The 15,900-nt window shown below is 53.9% G+C and carries 17 protein-coding genes and 1 riboswitch; of the genes, 9 read left to right on the top strand and 8 right to left on the bottom strand.

The window, feature by feature from the left end; translation table 11 throughout:
* Positions 1-62: 62 nt before the first annotated feature.
* Entirely contained in the window at positions 63-416 is a 354-nt protein-coding gene (locus tag OGW13_RS14395; protein ID WP_043000489.1) for a DsrE/DsrF/TusD sulfur relay family protein, read from the top strand.
* Positions 417-679: 263 nt separating this feature from the next.
* Positions 680-925 (top strand): DUF1883 domain-containing protein, encoded by a 246-nt coding sequence (locus tag OGW13_RS14390; RefSeq protein WP_042318612.1) that lies wholly within the window; start codon positions 680-682, stop codon positions 923-925.
* A gap of 47 nt (positions 926-972) precedes the next feature.
* Here OGW13_RS14390 and OGW13_RS14385 read toward each other — a convergent pair whose 3' ends face one another.
* A complete protein-coding gene (locus tag OGW13_RS14385) occupies positions 973-1,668 on the bottom strand; it encodes a gamma-glutamylcyclotransferase (protein WP_044257693.1) in 696 nt (231 codons plus the stop codon).
* A gap of 196 nt (positions 1,669-1,864) precedes the next feature.
* The gene (gene chaB, locus OGW13_RS14380; RefSeq protein WP_044267207.1) at positions 1,865-2,095 is read right to left on the bottom strand and encodes a putative cation transport regulator ChaB; all 231 of its coding nucleotides are present in this window, start codon (positions 2,093-2,095) and stop codon (positions 1,865-1,867) included.
* Between the two features lie 273 nt (positions 2,096-2,368).
* Here chaB and chaA point away from each other — a divergent pair, with 273 nt between their 5' ends.
* On the top strand, positions 2,369-3,469 hold the full coding sequence (gene chaA / locus OGW13_RS14375) for a sodium-potassium/proton antiporter ChaA (RefSeq protein WP_043000486.1): 1,101 nt from the start codon (positions 2,369-2,371) through the stop codon (positions 3,467-3,469).
* A gap of 53 nt (positions 3,470-3,522) precedes the next feature.
* Here the strand turns inward: chaA and kdsA are convergent, their stop codons facing one another.
* From kdsA to hemA, 6 genes are read right to left on the bottom strand one after another with little or no spacing between them, the layout of a single operon-like run.
* Positions 3,523-4,377 carry a 3-deoxy-8-phosphooctulonate synthase gene (gene kdsA / locus OGW13_RS14370; protein ID WP_043000485.1) on the bottom strand — a complete coding sequence of 285 codons (855 nt, stop codon included), beginning with the start codon at positions 4,375-4,377 and terminating at the stop codon, positions 3,523-3,525.
* 36 nt (positions 4,378-4,413) lie between these two features.
* Positions 4,414-5,223: an invasion regulator SirB1 gene (gene sirB1 / locus OGW13_RS14365; protein WP_043000484.1), complete on the bottom strand. Its 810-nt coding sequence runs from the start codon at positions 5,221-5,223 to the stop codon at positions 4,414-4,416.
* Positions 5,224-5,226: 3 nt separating this feature from the next.
* Positions 5,227-5,619 (bottom strand): invasion regulator SirB2, encoded by a 393-nt coding sequence (gene sirB2, locus OGW13_RS14360; protein ID WP_043000483.1) that lies wholly within the window; start codon positions 5,617-5,619, stop codon positions 5,227-5,229.
* Positions 5,616-6,449, bottom strand: a complete 834-nt coding sequence (prmC, locus tag OGW13_RS14355; RefSeq protein ID WP_287116235.1) for a peptide chain release factor N(5)-glutamine methyltransferase — start codon at positions 6,447-6,449, stop codon at positions 5,616-5,618. The genes sirB2 and prmC overlap by 4 nt, the downstream gene beginning before the upstream one ends.
* On the bottom strand, positions 6,449-7,531 hold the full coding sequence (prfA, locus tag OGW13_RS14350) for a peptide chain release factor 1 (RefSeq protein WP_044257688.1): 1,083 nt from the start codon (positions 7,529-7,531) through the stop codon (positions 6,449-6,451). The genes prmC and prfA overlap by 1 nt, the downstream gene beginning before the upstream one ends.
* Before the next feature lie 37 nt (positions 7,532-7,568).
* Positions 7,569-8,825, bottom strand: a complete 1,257-nt coding sequence (gene hemA, locus OGW13_RS14345) for a glutamyl-tRNA reductase (protein ID WP_043000480.1) — start codon at positions 8,823-8,825, stop codon at positions 7,569-7,571.
* A 201-nt stretch (positions 8,826-9,026) separates the two neighbouring features.
* On the opposite strand from hemA, the gene lolB reads away from it, so the two are divergent.
* From lolB to OGW13_RS14315, 6 genes are all read left to right on the top strand, one after another.
* Positions 9,027-9,650: a lipoprotein insertase outer membrane protein LolB gene (lolB, locus tag OGW13_RS14340; RefSeq protein ID WP_044328030.1), complete on the top strand. Its 624-nt coding sequence runs from the start codon at positions 9,027-9,029 to the stop codon at positions 9,648-9,650.
* Complete coding sequence (gene ispE / locus OGW13_RS14335; protein ID WP_043000478.1) at positions 9,647-10,498, top strand: 4-(cytidine 5'-diphospho)-2-C-methyl-D-erythritol kinase; 852 nt, start codon at positions 9,647-9,649, stop codon at positions 10,496-10,498. The genes lolB and ispE overlap by 4 nt, the downstream gene beginning before the upstream one ends.
* 266 nt (positions 10,499-10,764) lie before the next feature.
* Positions 10,765-11,712, top strand: coding sequence for a ribose-phosphate diphosphokinase (gene prs, locus OGW13_RS14330; protein WP_001518537.1), 948 nt, complete (start codon positions 10,765-10,767; stop codon positions 11,710-11,712).
* Positions 11,713-11,849: 137 nt separating this feature from the next.
* On the top strand, positions 11,850-13,529 hold the full coding sequence (gene dauA / locus OGW13_RS14325; RefSeq protein ID WP_071888393.1) for a C4-dicarboxylic acid transporter DauA: 1,680 nt from the start codon (positions 11,850-11,852) through the stop codon (positions 13,527-13,529).
* 146 nt (positions 13,530-13,675) lie between these two features.
* Positions 13,676-14,185, top strand: coding sequence for a GNAT family N-acetyltransferase (locus tag OGW13_RS14320; RefSeq protein WP_043001918.1), 510 nt, complete (start codon positions 13,676-13,678; stop codon positions 14,183-14,185).
* Between the two features lie 161 nt (positions 14,186-14,346).
* Positions 14,347-14,574: riboswitch (cobalamin riboswitch) on the top strand.
* 220 nt (positions 14,575-14,794) lie between these two features.
* On the top strand, positions 14,795-15,847 hold the full coding sequence (locus tag OGW13_RS14315; protein WP_054176263.1) for an ABC transporter substrate-binding protein: 1,053 nt from the start codon (positions 14,795-14,797) through the stop codon (positions 15,845-15,847).
* Positions 15,848-15,900 lie beyond the last annotated feature (53 nt).

Genomic DNA, 15,900 nt, shown 5'->3' with positions numbered 1-15,900 from the left:
CCCCACTTGCGCGGTAACATAAGTGACTGACAATTCAAACTTCCCCGCTAACAGGAGTCAACATGCAAAAGATAGTGATCATTGCCAACGGTGCGGCATACGGTAGCGAATCGTTATTTAACAGCCTGCGGCTGGCGATCGCGTTACGTGAACAGGCGAGCGACCTAGACCTTCGTCTGTTTCTGATGTCGGATGCCGTTACGGCGGGTTTGCGCGGTCAGAAGCCCACAGAAGGCTACAACATCCAGCAGATGCTGGAGATCCTTACTGCCCAGAACGTCCCGGTAAAACTGTGCAAGACCTGCACGGACGGGCGCGGGATCACGACACTGCCGCTGATCGACGGCGTGGAAGTCGGAACGCTGGTGGAACTGGCGCAATGGACGCTGGCCGCCGACAAAGTGCTCACCTTTTAATCCCCCTTTTCAGGCAAGCTTGCTGAAACAGCCGGTTATTTCCGAATTTAATCTTATTGGGGCGTATCTTTACCAAAAGTAAGTGCGCCCGATCACGCTTTTCTCCGGGATTTTGTCACTATTGTTTAATCGTTATGCCATTTTTTGATCAAAATCAGCATCCGCAGCCTAACTCTTTGGTGTTATGCCTCATGGGTAAAATGTGAACAACATCACGCAGCACTTCCGAAAGGAAGTACGTTGTTTTCAATACGGGGTGAGAAATGGCATTAGTAAAGGCAAGTTTGAAGTTATTTGGTGGGGATACCGTGGTCGTACGCTGTTCGGAGCGTTGCCACATCCATCTGATGAGCGAAAAAAATCACGTTAAAGACACGCAGACCGACATATTAAGCGTGCAGAACCGTGATAACGCATGGTTGACCGTACCGTATACCGGCGTCTGGAATGTCCTGATCGACAGTCATAGCCAGTCGCTTGAACATTCCATCAGTTATATCGCCGCCTGATACGCAAATGGCCCGGTCGCGCTTACGCAGCCGGGCCGACATAAGCCTCACGCGAAACCCGGCCGCAAAACACCTTCAGGCAGGGACTCCCCTAACAAACCGCGCACGTTAGTCACCAGATCGTTAAGACACTCATCCTGCATCCCCAGTTTCTGCAACTCCTGTTCAAGCGAAAACAGGTACTGCGCGTTCGTACCAAGCGGCCCACTGGCAGCAGCAATCAACGGGGCGATAATTTGCGCTCGCGTGTCCGACTCATACAGCGGATGGCGCGGATCCATAATAAATACCAATGCATTGACCGTTCGTCCGTCGTCCAACGCCAGTTGACACCACGTCGGCAGGTAGCAGCCGGTGATCATTTCGCGCTTCCACAACAGCGTTAATTCCTGTTCAAGCGAGGCATCCGGAAGACGATAGGCCACACCGGTGGTGCGTCCGCCCTCTTTTAGTGCAAGCATTCGTCCCGGCTGACACGCGGTTCCGCGCCCTGCCGTGAGACGCAGGCAAAAGGCCCGATGCCATCCCACCAGCGTACCGGTACATGACTCCTCAAATTCTAACGCCGGGTTCCACATCAACGATCCATAACCGAAGATCCACACCGGTCCATCATCTGGTCGGCATGCCAGCGTCGCCGCAAGGGACGCAGCACGTTGCTCTGCTGACCATAAGAGTGATTCTTCAATAGCACCAAATGCCGTTTTACAATCGGCATTCATCAAGAAATCACGCGTTAACACCTTACACCTCCGCCACTGCATACTTCCCTGCGACAACTTTTTGACGCCTTCCGGGCATTTTAACTGCTCATTTTGAAACCAATATCACGACAATATGCAATTCATGGGCCGCTTGCAAGGCAGCAACGGGGGCGGGTAGCACGATTCGCCTACGCGTTCACAGGAGCTATAGCGTTAGACCTTATAATTGAAGTGGTTAGGATTTCTTATGCCACTTCTCATCTTCACCTTTGGCATACTCTTTTTTCACTGCTGACCACGCCACCTTATGTGCGGTCTCTTCCCGACTGGCATCATCGCGGCGATCGGCTTTGTCCTTGTACTGCTCCCAGGCGCTATTGAACGCCTCTTTGTAGATCTCCTGGGCATGGGTGGGTAAGACGTGTTGTACGCTGTCTGGCAGATCTTTTTTTGCTTGATAGGGCATCATTGACTCCACTTTTTGGCTAAACCTTAAGTGTGGTCAACCCTGAGCGCCTCTGCCACTACAATAAGGTTTATTCGTCCTGCAGCCTGCATAAGTTTCTGTTATTTAAACACTCTATAAACAAGAGTTTCTCTTTCTGTCGTTTTAAAGGTGAAAGGCCGAAATGCCGTAAAATTTCGTAAAATATCACCGTAAAGCCTGCGTTTTCTGTTATTTTTTACACGCTTTATTACATTTATAACTAAAATCGACCTGCAGAGATGGAGAGCATTCATGACACATGCACATGAGGCGGTGAAAACCCGCCATAAGGAGACATCGCTTATTTTCCCGGTTGTGGCGCTGGTAGTGCTGTTCCTGTGGGGGGGCAGCCATTCACTACCAGCGGTAATCGGCATTAACCTTCTTGCCCTGATTGGTATTTTAAGCAGCGCCTTTAGCGTTGTTCGTCACGCCGACGTACTGGCTCATCGCCTCGGCGAACCCTACGGCTCACTCATTCTGAGCCTGTCCGTGGTCATTCTTGAAGTCAGCCTGATCTCAGCGCTGATGGCGACCGGTGATGCGGCGCCTACGCTGATGCGCGACACGCTCTATTCCATCATCATGATTGTCACTGGTGGTCTGGTGGGCTTTTCGTTATTACTGGGCGGGCGTAAGTTCGCCACTCAGTATATGAATCTGTTCGGTATCAAACAGTATCTGATTGCCTTGTTTCCGCTGGCAATTATCGTGCTGGTGTTTCCGATGGCGCTGCCCGGTGCGAATTTCACCACCGGCCAGGCGCTGTTGGTGGCCTTAATTTCTGCCGCGATGTACGGCGTATTCCTGCTCATTCAGACCAAAACGCACCAGAGTCTGTTTGTTTATGAGCACGAAGATGACAGCGACGACGACGACCCGCATCACGGTAAGCCCTCTGCGCACAGTAATGTGTGGCATGCCGTCTGGCTGGTGATTCATCTGATTGCGGTCATTGCCGTCACCAAGATGAACGCAAACCCGCTGGAGACACTGCTGACCGAACTGAACGCCCCGGTCGCCTTTACCGGCTTCCTGGTCGCGCTGCTGATCCTCTCTCCGGAAGGGCTTGGGGCGCTGAAAGCAGTGCTGAATAACCAGGTGCAGCGCGCCATGAATCTGTTCTTCGGTTCAGTGCTGGCCACTATCTCTCTGACGGTACCGGTGGTAACGCTGATTGCGTGGGCGACGGGGAATGACCTGGTGTTCGGCTTAGACGCACCAGAAATGGTGGTGATGGTAGCGTCACTGGTGCTGTGCCATATCTCGTTCTCAACGGGGCGCACTAACGTACTGAACGGTGCGGCGCATCTGGCGCTGTTTGCCGCCTATCTGATGACGATCTTTGCCTGATCCCTCAGACGAAAAAAACCCCGCTGCGGCGGGGTTTTCTGTTTCTGCGTGACTTAGTTCTCAGTGTCGAGCTCGTCGAAGCTTTTCACCAGATCGTCAACCGCTTTCATCTGCACCAGGAACTGTTCCAGCTTCGCCAGCGGTAGCGCGGATGGGCCGTCGCATTTCGCGTTGTCCGGATCCGGATGCGCTTCAATGAACAGACCGGCCAGACCGACCGCCATACCGGCACGCGCCAGCTCAGTCACCTGACCACGACGGCCACCAGACGCTGCGCCAAACGGGTCGCGGCACTGCAGCGCGTGGGTCACGTCGAAAATCACCGGGCTGTTGCCAGAAACTTTCTTCATCACGCTGAAGCCCAGCATATCGACAACGAGGTTGTCATAACCGAAGTTTGCCCCACGGTCACACAGGATCACCTTGTCGTTACCACCTTCATGGAATTTATCCACGATGTTGCCCATCTGACCCGGGCTCACGAACTGCGGTTTCTTCACGTTGATGACCGCGCCGGTTTTCGCCATCGCTTCCACCAGATCGGTCTGACGCGCGAGGAACGCCGGTAACTGAATCACATCTACAACGTCAGCGACAGGCTGCGCCTGGCTGGCTTCATGAACGTCGGTGATCACTTTTACGCCAAAGGTCTGCTTCAGTTCCTGGAAGATTTTCATCCCTTCTTCCAGGCCCGGTCCACGGTAGGAGTGGATAGAGGAACGGTTGGCTTTATCAAAAGAGGCCTTGAACACGTAAGGGATACCCAGTTTCTGGGTAACGGTCACGTAGTGCTCACAAATGCGCATCGCCAGATCGCGCGATTCCAGCACGTTCATCCCGCCAAACAGCACGAACGGCAGATCGTTTGCTACCTTGATGTCGCCAATGCTAACCACTTTTTGTTTCATAGGATCGCCTTAATGATGAGTAAGAATGTCGATAAATTAATGCAGGACAATTTGCTTATGCGAGATGTTATTAATCTGCGCACGAATCATTTCGCTGATCGGGTCTTCCGGACACTGCTCAACGAAATAGCTTAAATCGGTCAGCGCGACATGTTCACATTCCAGTTGCGCATAAATTAAGCCCCGGTCACGTATTTCATACGGATCTTCCGGGTTAAATTGCAGTAACGCTTCGCTCGCTCGCAGCGCCAGCTCCATCTGTTGTTCTTCCATTAAGGAAGATTTCAGCGTGTCCAGCAGCTTGCGAATCACTTCCGCGTTATCCGCTTCATCCAGGTCCTCGTTAAATAACTCAGCGACCGGACTGATATTCCCCTTCAGCCACACTTCCAGCGTATGCTCATTCAACGTTTCCCCGTTAAACGGGTTGATGAGCCACATCTCGCCTTCCAGCGACTCGATACGCAAAATAAGCTGCGTCGGGAATATCACCGGCACCAGCGGTAATGACAATCGGTTGGCAATCCACAGTAAAATTGCCCCCAGTGACACCGCACTGCCCTGGCGGTTCTTCAGTACCTGGTCAAGCCATAGCGCGTCGGACAAGCGGTAAACGCCGCGGGTGTCAGTAAAGCCCCACTCGCCGTAGAAAAGTGCCAGCAATTTTTCCAGTTGCTCATCCTGAGACAAAAGCTGGCTAATTTCTTCTTGTGCCAGGCTGACCAGACGTTCCAGCTCGTCATAGACAGTTTGCGAAGGGAAATCCAGGCGGATAGATTCCGATGCCAGGATCATCCCGTCGCACAATGGCGCTTTGTTAAATTCGAAATCAGCTAACGACCTCATGACTTACCCCAGTAACGGTATTTTTGTGGTGGCGAGTTTAATGATGATGTACAGCACCACCAGCGCCAGCGGGAACGCGATTAATCGCGCCTGCCGACTGCGCGCCCGACGGTAATCGAGCGCAATAAAACCCAAAACGATGTAAATGATAACTCCAAACAGCTTCTCAGTCAGCCATGTCCCCTGCTCCGTGAATGGCAGGATGTGCGTTTTAGCGATCAACCCCACACCAGTGAGCAACAAAACGGTGTCAACAATCGGCGGTACGACGCGCGTCCAGCGCGCGTGAGCCCGCGCAGAATGACATTCACTCCACCCATAACGCAGCACAAACAGACTAACGGAAAGCGCAATGCTAGCGAGGTGAACCCCTAACAGGAGCGTAACGCTGTTCATACGGGCTTACGTCCGAGCGTAAGACGCTCGTTGTCGCCATAATCGCGACAGGTTTCTACCGCCTGGTAGCCCGCGCGATTAAAGGCGTCACGCACCGCGGCACCCTGCTGCCAGCCATGCTCGATCAGCAGAAAACCGCCCGCTTCCAGCCGCGTGCGAGATTGCTCGATGATGTGCACAATGTCGGCCATTCCGCAGTCACCGGCGACCAGGGCGCTCAGCGGTTCGAAGCGGACATCGCCCTGCGCCAGATGCGGATCCTGCTCGTCAATGTACGGCGGATTGCTGACAATCATCGCAAACTGCTGCCCCGGCAAGGCGCTAAACCAGTCGCTTTGCAGAATATGGACATTGTTGATAGCCAGATGAGCCGCATTACGCTGCGCCAGCGCAACGGCATCCGGCATTCTGTCAACCGCCGTGACCTCGCAGTCAGGGCGCTCAGACGCCAGCGCCAGCGCGATCGCACCGGTGCCAGTACCCAGATCGAGAATGCGGCACGGGGTTGTTGGCAGTCGCGCCAGCGCCTGCTCCACCAGACATTCGGTATCCGGACGCGGGATCAACGTGGCCGGTGAAACAAACAGCAGCAACGACCAGAATTCCCGCACGCCAGTTAAATGCGCGATCGGTTCCCCCCGTTGACGGCGAGCCAGCAGCGTCGCCAGTTGTGCCTGCTGGGCGTCGGTCAACGTCGTTTCGCCAAACGCCAGTATCCAGGTGCGCCCTTTTCCGGTCACGAATTCGAGTAAGATCTCGGCATCGCGACGCGGGCTTTCACTCTCCTGTAGCTGGCTTATCGCCTCACGTAACCAGTGCTGAAAATCCATTATTCCTGCTCGGACAGCGCCGCCAGCTGATCGGCCTGGTATTCCTGCACGATCGGCTCAATCAGCATATCCAGTTTGCCTTCCATTGCTTCATCCAGACGGTAGAGCGTCAGGTTGATGCGGTGATCGGTCACACGCCCCTGCGGAAAGTTGTAGGTCCGGTTGCGGTCGCTGCGGTCGCCGCTGCCCAGCAGGTTACGACGCGTTGACGCTTCGGCCTGCTGACGCTTCGCCACTTCTGCCGCGCGAATACGCGCGCCGAGCACCGAGAGCGCTTTGGCTTTGTTCTTGTGCTGCGAACGTTCGTCCTGACACTCCACCACAATGCCGGTCGGCAGGTGAGTAATACGGATCGCGGAGTCGGTGGTGTTAACGTGCTGACCACCCGCCCCGGAGGAACGGAAGGTATCAATACGGAGATCGGCCGGGTTGATATCCGGCAGTTCGGCTTCCGGCAGCTCCGGCATCACCGCCACGGTACAGGCAGAGGTGTGGATTCGGCCCTGCGATTCCGTTGCCGGTACGCGCTGCACACGATGCCCGCCGGACTCAAACTTCAGTCGACCATAGACGCCGTCGCCGCTGATCTTGGCGATAATCTCTTTATAGCCGCCGTGCTCGCCTTCGCTGGCGCTCATGATCTCCACGCGCCAGCGGCGTGTTTCGGCATAGCGGCTGTACATGCGAAACAGATCACCGGCAAATAAGGCCGCTTCATCACCGCCAGTCCCGGCGCGAACTTCCAGAAACGCATTGCGTTCATCGTCCGGATCTTTCGGCAGCAACAATACCTGTAGCTGCTGTTCCAGTTGTTCACTCTTGTCTTTCGCTTCGCGCAGTTCTTCCTGCGCCATTTCACGCATTTCAGGATCGTCGAGCATCATTTGTGCTGTTTCGATATCGTCCTGAATCTGTTGCCAGTCCGTAAAACAGCGAGAAACATCGCTTAGCTGTGCATACTCGCGCGACAATGCGCGAAAACGTTCCTGGTCTGCGATGGTTCCCGCATCACCCAGCAGCGCCTGAACTTCTTCATGGCGTTCATGCAGGGCTTCCAGTTTGGCAACGATAGAAGGCTTCATAGGCGTAAATGCACCTTGTAAAAAGAAGGGTGTGTTGCTACTCCAGCCCGAGGCTGTCGCGCAAGATATTCAGGCGTTCGTCATCCCCGTCACGGGCGGCCTGCTGAAGAGATTTGGTTGGTGCATGGATCAGGCGGTTGGTCAGTTTCCATGCCAGATCCTGCATAATGGCCTGCGCGTCACCACCCTGTTCCAGAGCAGCAAGCGCTTTTGCAGTCAGTTCATCCCGTACATGCTCAGACTGACTCCGGTATTCACGAATGGTTTCACTGGCGCCCTGAGCACGCAGCCAGGCCATAAACTCGCTGGTTTCCTGCGCGACAATCGTTTCGGCTTCCACTGCCGCAGCTTTGCGCTGCGCCAGGTTGTGCGAAATGATGCTTTGCAGATCGTCAACGCTATAGAGATAAGCGTTCGCCAGTTTACCGACTTCCGGTTCGACATCGCGCGGAACGGCGATATCCACCAGCAACATCGGCTGATTGCGGCGGCTTTTCAGCGCACGCTCCACCATCCCTTTACCAATGATAGGCAGCGGGCTGGCGGTTGAACTGATGATAATGTCAGCTTCCCGCAGACGTTCATCGATGTCGCTGAGTGCGATCACTTCAGCACCCACTTCATCGGCCAGAACCTGCGCCCGCTCACGGGTGCGGTTGGCGATAATCATCTTCTGCACTTTGTGTTCGCGCAGATGGCGCGCCACCAGTTCGATGGTTTCGCCCGCGCCGACCAACAGCACAGTGACCGTGGAAAGTGATTCAAAGATTTGGCGCGCCAGCGTACAGGCGGCAAACGCAACGGACACGGCGCTGGCACCGATATCGGTTTCGGTACGAACCCGTTTGGCAACGGAGAACGATTTCTGGAACATACGTTCCAGCGCGCTGGCGTTCAGGTGGCCTTTTTGTGAATCCGCAAACGCTTTTTTCACCTGGCCGAGGATCTGTGGTTCACCGAGTACCAGCGAATCCAGACCACTGGCGACACGCATCAGATGGCTGACCGCATCGTTATCCTGGTGCCAGTAGAGACTGCTGCGCAGATCGTCTTCATCAAGATTGTGGAAATCACATAACCAACGAATCAGCGCTTCCTGCAGGTTGTCCTGCTCTTCCACGCTCAGATACAGCTCCGTGCGATTACACGTCGACAAGACCACGCCGCCCTGCACCATTGGCTGCGCAAGCAGGCTTTCCAGCGCCTGATCGAGCGTATCTGGCGAAAACGTTACGCGTTCTCGCAGCGATACAGGTGCCGTCTTATGGTTAATGCCGAGCGCTAAAAGGGTCATGTCTGCGGGAGTAGTACCAGCGTTGATATGGTTAGTCTGCTCGCATCATACAGGATGCGCGGAATCAATAAAAGAGAGTGCCCCCTTTTGGAGTAATCGCTTATTGCTTAAATTAAGATAACGTGAACGTAGACGATATACCCGCGCGGCGCTAGCATTAAGGGTTATTATTGCAACGTATCACAAGGATTCGTCATCATTATGACCCTGCCTGATTTTCGCCTGATCCGCCTGCTTCCGCTGGCAACCCTGGTTCTGACCGCCTGTACGATCAACGCGCCGAAAGGCCCGGGGAAAAGTCCGGACTCTCCTCAATGGCGGCAACATCAGCAGGAGGTTCGCCAGTTAAATCAGTATCAAACGCGCGGCGCGTTTGCCTATATTTCCGACGAGCAGAAGGTCTATGCGCGCTTTTTCTGGCAGCAGACCGGCCAGGATCGCTATCGCCTGCTGCTGACCAACCCGCTTGGCAGCACCGAGCTTGAACTGAACGCGCAGCCGGGTAACGTGCAATTGATGGACAATAAAGGCCAGCGCTATACCGCTGACGATGCCGAAGAGATGATCGGCAAGCTGACCGGTATGCCGATCCCGCTAAACAGCCTGCGTCAGTGGATCCTTGGCCTGCCGGGCGACGCGACCGACTATAAACTCGACGACCAGTACCGCCTGAGCGAAGTGAACTACAGCCAGGACGGAAAAAACTGGAAAGTGGTCTATAGCGCGTACGACAGCAAAACCTCCCCGGCAATGCCGGCCAATATGGAACTCTCCGACGGTGCTCAGCGTATCAAGCTGAAAATGGATAACTGGATTGTAAAATGATGACCCAGTGGCCCTCTCCGGCAAAACTGAATCTGTTTTTATACATCACCGGACGACGTGCGGACGGTTATCACACGCTGCAAACGCTGTTTCAGTTCCTCGATTATGGCGACACCCTCAGCCTGGAACCGCGTCGCGACGGCGAAATTCATCTCCTGACGCCGGTTGACGGCGTGGCACATGAAGACAACCTGATCGTCCGTGCCGCGCGACTGCTGATGAAAACAGCCGCAGAGCGCGGTCGGCTGCCAGCCGGTAGCGGTGCGGATATCCGTATCGAAAAGCGTCTGCCTATGGGCGGAGGCCTGGGCGGCGGATCGTCGAACGCGGCAACCGTGCTGGTCGCGCTAAACCATCTCTGGCAGTGTGGTCTGTCGCTGGACGAACTGGCCGAGCTCGGTTTAACGCTCGGGGCTGACGTGCCGGTGTTTGTCCGCGGACACGCCGCCTTTGCCGAAGGCGTCGGAGAGATCCTGACCCCGGTGGAACCGGCCGAAAAATGGTACCTGGTGGCTCATCCTGGCGTCAGTATTCCAACGCCGATGATTTTTAACGATCCCGACCTCCCCCGTAATACGCCAAAAAGGTCAATAGAAACGTTATTAAAATGTGAATTCAGCAATGATTGCGAGGTTATCGCAAGAAAACGTTTTCGCGAGGTTGATGCGGCGCTTTCCTGGCTGTTAGAATACGCGCCGTCGCGCCTGACTGGTACAGGAGCCTGTGTCTTTGCTGAATTCGATACAGAGTCTCGTGCCCGGCAGGTGCTTGAGCAAGCCCCGGAATGGCTCAATGCCTTTGTGGCGAAGGGTGTCAACCTCTCTCCACTGCATAGAGCGTTACTCTAACTCATTGAAGTTTCAGTACGTTGGCGAGATGACGAATTGCCAGACGCATACATCAGTATGTGACTGGTGTGAGGCCTTGAACCCAGCGCGCATAAAACATAAATGATGACGGGTAAGCCGGGCAAGCTGAGTTTCGGTGACAACGTCACCCTGTTCCAGACGTTGCATCGCGCTCGTTAATACACCGCATGGAGAGAGTCCTGCCTGGCCCGCACAGTTTTTGGCAAACTCTTTCCACCAATGGACGCATGCCTGAGGTTCTTCTCGTGCCTGATATGAAGCTTTTTGCTGGTAACGCCACCCCGGAACTAGCACAACGTATTGCCAACCGCCTGTACACTTCTCTCGGCGACGCCGCTGTAGGTCGCTTTAGCGACGGCGAAGTCAGCGTACAAATTAACGAAAATGTACGCGGTGGTGATATTTTCATCATCCAGTCCACTTGTGCTCCAACGAACGACAACCTGATGGAATTGGTCGTTATGGTTGATGCCCTGCGCCGTGCTTCCGCAGGCCGTATCACCGCCGTTATCCCTTACTTTGGCTATGCGCGCCAGGATCGTCGTGTACGTTCCGCTCGTGTGCCGATTACGGCAAAAGTTGTCGCTGACTTCCTGTCCAGCGTCGGCGTTGACCGCGTTCTGACCGTTGACCTGCATGCTGAACAGATCCAGGGCTTCTTCGACGTACCGGTTGATAACGTATTTGGTAGCCCAATTCTGTTAGAAGATATGCTGCAGCTGAATCTGGATAACCCGATTGTGGTTTCTCCGGACATCGGTGGCGTCGTGCGTGCCCGCGCTATCGCTAAGCTGCTTAATGACACCGATATGGCGATCATCGACAAACGCCGTCCGCGTGCAAACGTCTCTCAGGTGATGCACATCATCGGTGACGTAGCGGGTCGTGACTGCGTGCTGGTTGACGATATGATCGACACCGGTGGTACGCTGTGTAAAGCAGCTGAAGCGCTGAAAGAACGTGGTGCAAAACGCGTATTTGCTTATGCCACTCACCCGATCTTCTCAGGCAATGCGGCAAACAACCTGCGTAACTCTGTGATTGATGAAGTCGTTGTCTGCGATACCATTCCGCTGACCGACGAAATCAAAGCACTGCCGAACGTGCGTACGTTGACCCTGTCGGGTATGCTGGCCGAAGCGATTCGTCGTATCAGCAACGAAGAATCGATTTCTGCTATGTTCGAGCATTAATCGAACCCGGCTCAAAGACCCGCTGCGGCGGGTTTTTTTGTCTGTAACCTTTATTTGTATGACTTATGCCTCCTTCACCTGCCAACCCGCCATTTCATTGAGTTGACAGATGATGCGCTCATGGATGAAACATTATTGTGAACAGAATTTTTTCCTCACATGTGATGCCTTTCCGCGCCCTCATCGACGCTTGTTGGAAAGAAAAATATACCGCCTCACGGTTTACCCGTGATGTGATTGCCGGGATCACCGTCGGGATTATTGCTATCCCGCTGGCGATGGCACTGGCTATCGGGAGTGGTGTCGCGCCGCAGTACGGACTTTATACCTCCGCTGTGGCCGGGATTGTTATTGCCTTAACCGGAGGCTCGCGTTTTAGCGTCTCAGGCCCGACCGCCGCGTTTGTGGTGATCCTCTACCCCGTTTCACAACAGTTTGGGCTGGCAGGCCTGCTTGTCGCGACGCTGATGTCCGGGGTCTTCCTGATCCTCTTTGGCCTGGCCCGCTTTGGCCGCCTGATTGAGTACATCCCGGTCTCAGTTACCTTAGGTTTTACCTCAGGGATTGGTATCACCATTGGTACCATGCAAATCAAAGATTTCCTCGGTTTGCAGATGGCCCACGTTCCGGAACACTATCTGCAAAAAGTCGGCGCGCTATTTATGGCTCTGCCGAGCATTAACCTGGGCGATGCCGCCATCGGGGTGGTCACGCTGGGCACGCTGATGATGTGGCCGCGTTTGGGCATTCGCCTGCCGGGCCACCTGCCCGCCCTACTCGCCGGCTGTGCTGTCATGGGGATCGTCAACCTGCTGGGCGGCCACGTTGCCACCATTGGTTCTCAGTTCCACTATATTCTGGCCGACGGCTCACAGGGCAACGGGATACCGCAACTGCTGCCGCAACTGGTGCTGCCGTGGAACCTGCCGGATTCTGATTTCACGTTGAGTTGGGATTCCCTGCGCGCCCTGCTTCCGGCGGCCTTCTCAATGGCCATGCTGGGGGCAATCGAGTCCCTGCTCTGCGCCGTGGTACTCGACGGAATGACCGGCACGAAACACAAAGCCAACAGCGAGCTGATTGGTCAGGGCCTGGGTAATATTGTCGCCCCCTTCTTTGGTGGGATTACCGCAACGGCGGCGATTGCCCGTTCGGCGGCAAACGTCCGCGCTGGCGCAACATCCCCTATTTCCGCCGTGATCCACGCGCTGCTGGTGATCATGGCGCTGCTGGCGCTGGCACCGCTGCTCTCATGGCTGCCGCTGTCGGCGATGGCGGCCCTGCTGCTGATGGTGGCCTGGAATATGAGTGAAGCGCACAAAGTTGTGGATTTGCTGCGTCATGCTCCCAAAGACGACATCATTGTGATGATGATGTGTATGTCACTGACGGTGCTGTTTGACATGGTCATTGCCATCAGCGTCGGGATTGTGCTGGCCTCGTTACTGTTTATGCGCCGTATTGCACGCATGACGCGACTGGCAGCGGTTAACGTCGAGGTCCCCGATGATGTACTGGTGCTGCGCGTGATCGGCCCACTGTTCTTTGCAGCCGCTGAAGGATTGTTTACCGATCTGGAGTCACGCATCGAAGGAAAACGCATTGTCGTACTGAAATGGGACGCGGTACCGGTGCTGGACGCAGGTGGTCTGGATGCCTTCCAGCGCTTTGTGAAAAGATTGCCAGAAGGCTGCGAACTGCGCGTAAGTAACCTTGAGTTCCAGCCGCTGCGCACGATGGCGCGCGCTGGCATTAAGCCGATTCCGGGTCGTCTGGCCTTTTTCCCGAACCGCGACGCGGCGCTGGCTGATTTATAATCTTTTTGCGCTTACCGGTCTGTTCCTGTACAGGCCGGAACATTTTCCGCTCTGTCCCCTGTTTTTCCCCTCCCGTGTTGTTATTATTAGCTTTCAGTTTCTGCAAATAAGAGTGACAACTCGTGATTTCATTTACGCTACGTGAAATGACCGGAGAAGATATTCCGGCGGTTCAGTTATTTCTGATTCAACATCTGAATGAATTTTTTGCGGCTGACAGACCTGCCCCTACTCCCGGACAGGATGTTTTTAACCTGCAACAGCAGTATATTCAACAGCAGCGCAATGTATTGCTGTGCGCCTGGAGCGAAAAGCAGGAACTCATTGCGACCCTGGCCGTCTGCCAATATGACGACCGTATAGCCGAACTTCGCGGACGCTATATTTTGACAGAAACGGCAGAAATTTGTCGCTGCTATGTGGACAAACGTTACCGCAGAAAAGGTATTGGACGTCAGTTACTCGCTTTTGCTGAAACATTCTGCGAGCAGCAGCGGTACAACTTATTATACTTACATACCCATCATTTTTTACCGGGAGGTTATTCATTCTGGCGACGTAATCATTTTCAGGTTGTGATGGATATGCACGATGACTGGCAATTAGTGCATATGGAGAGATCACGTAAATCACGCATGAATAAGAATATTACTTGATCAATGTCAATCAATTCTCATTTAGCTTTTCATTATTACATTTCGACATCCGCAATTTCATCCTCAAAAAAAACATAACACATTGATACACAACAACTAAAATTTATCCCACTCAATAAAATTCGTCTTTCCCCTTGCGATTGATCTTGTTAACAAATGCCGATACAGTCTTTTTCGACAGTATTTCATTGCACCAACATTGTAATGAATAGGAACATGGTGCGGATTATTGCAATCCCATTCCATGACTGCCCCCGCAACTGTAGGCGGATGCAGAATATCCTCGTGCAGCATATTTTGTTGCAGGTCACTGTAAAGCGAATCTTTATGGGAAGGCCGATATTCTGATTACCGTGAGTCAGGAGACCTGCTGTCAAATTTATACCCCATTGAGTGGACGGGATGGTCCATGTGATGAATTATTTGATATTAGGCACCGTGAAAGAGTGAATCAGATCCTTGACTGAACCGCTGACTTTCTTTATTTGCATAACGTCATGCATAAATTTCACGATGTCCTGTCATCTATCGTCATGAACTCTCCCGATATATGGAACGATATAATCCATGACCAGACGTTCAGATTCTGGCATGAACGGGATGATAATAATGCACGCTAATGTTACCTCTTTACCTTATAAAAAAATGCTTCTGGTTGTTGCTGGTGCCGCACTGTTTCTCACCTCAGGTCTTTCTCATGCAGCCAAAACGGAATATCCATTGACGATAAAAAACTGTGGTCGAGATATGACATTTCACGCAGCGCCAAAACGTGTTGCCACCGTAGGACAAAACAGCACTGAGATCCTGTATGCGCTGGGCCTGGCCGATCGCGTGGTAGGCACATCGCTGTGGTTCGGGCCCGTTCCCGACGCGTATAAGGCGGCAAATGACAAGATTGCGGTTATTGCGCAGAACATCCCCAGCTTCGAAGGCATCATTGCCAAAAAACCGGATCTGGTCGCCAGCCAGTTCGAATGGCAGATCGGCCCTGCGGGCACGGTGGCGTCTTATGAACAGTTCAGCGAACTGAAAGTCCCGGTCTATACCGCACCGGCAGACTGCGCGAAAGATAACGAAGATGGCGGTGACGGCGTGCGCAAAGGCATGTTTGATATCGCAATGGTCTATCAGGAAGTGGCCGACTTAGCGAGGATCTTCGACGTTCAGGATAAGGGCGAAGAACTGATTGCCAGCCTCAAAGCACGTGAAACGGCAGCGAAGAACAAAATCGCCGGGATGGACAACAGCGTCTCCGCCGTTTTCTGGTTCTCCAGCGCCGACCTGCAATTGGATCCGTATGTCGCCGGGAAATTAGGGCCTGCTGCCTGGATTGCGCAGACCCTGGGTATCAAAAACGTCATTGATTCCGCAGAGGAGTGGCCAACGGTCGGTTGGGAAACCATCGCCAAAGCCCAACCGACAGTGATTGTGCTGGGGGAAATGAGTCGTCGACGTTTCCCGGCCGATGACTGGCAGGTGAAAATGGATTATTTGAAATCCGACCCGGTCACCCAGCTGATCCCCGCCGTTAAAGCCGATCATTTACCAGTGATTGATGTACAGACCATGAATGCCGGAATCAGAACGATTGACGGTGTTGAAAAACTGGCTGACGCCCTGGTTGAGTATGGCTTAGCGCATCCACAAGCCGCGCATTAACCCTCGTTTCGCGCCAGTTCCTGACGGGGCCGGCGCGTGTTATGCACTCCAAA

The sequence above is a fragment of the Citrobacter sp. Ca225 genome, assembly GCF_030337175.1.
GTDB lineage: Bacteria > Pseudomonadota > Gammaproteobacteria > Enterobacterales > Enterobacteriaceae > Citrobacter_A > Citrobacter_A amalonaticus.
The sequence above is the reverse complement of the archived record's forward strand: the minus strand, read 5'-3'. Positions and strand labels throughout refer to the sequence as shown.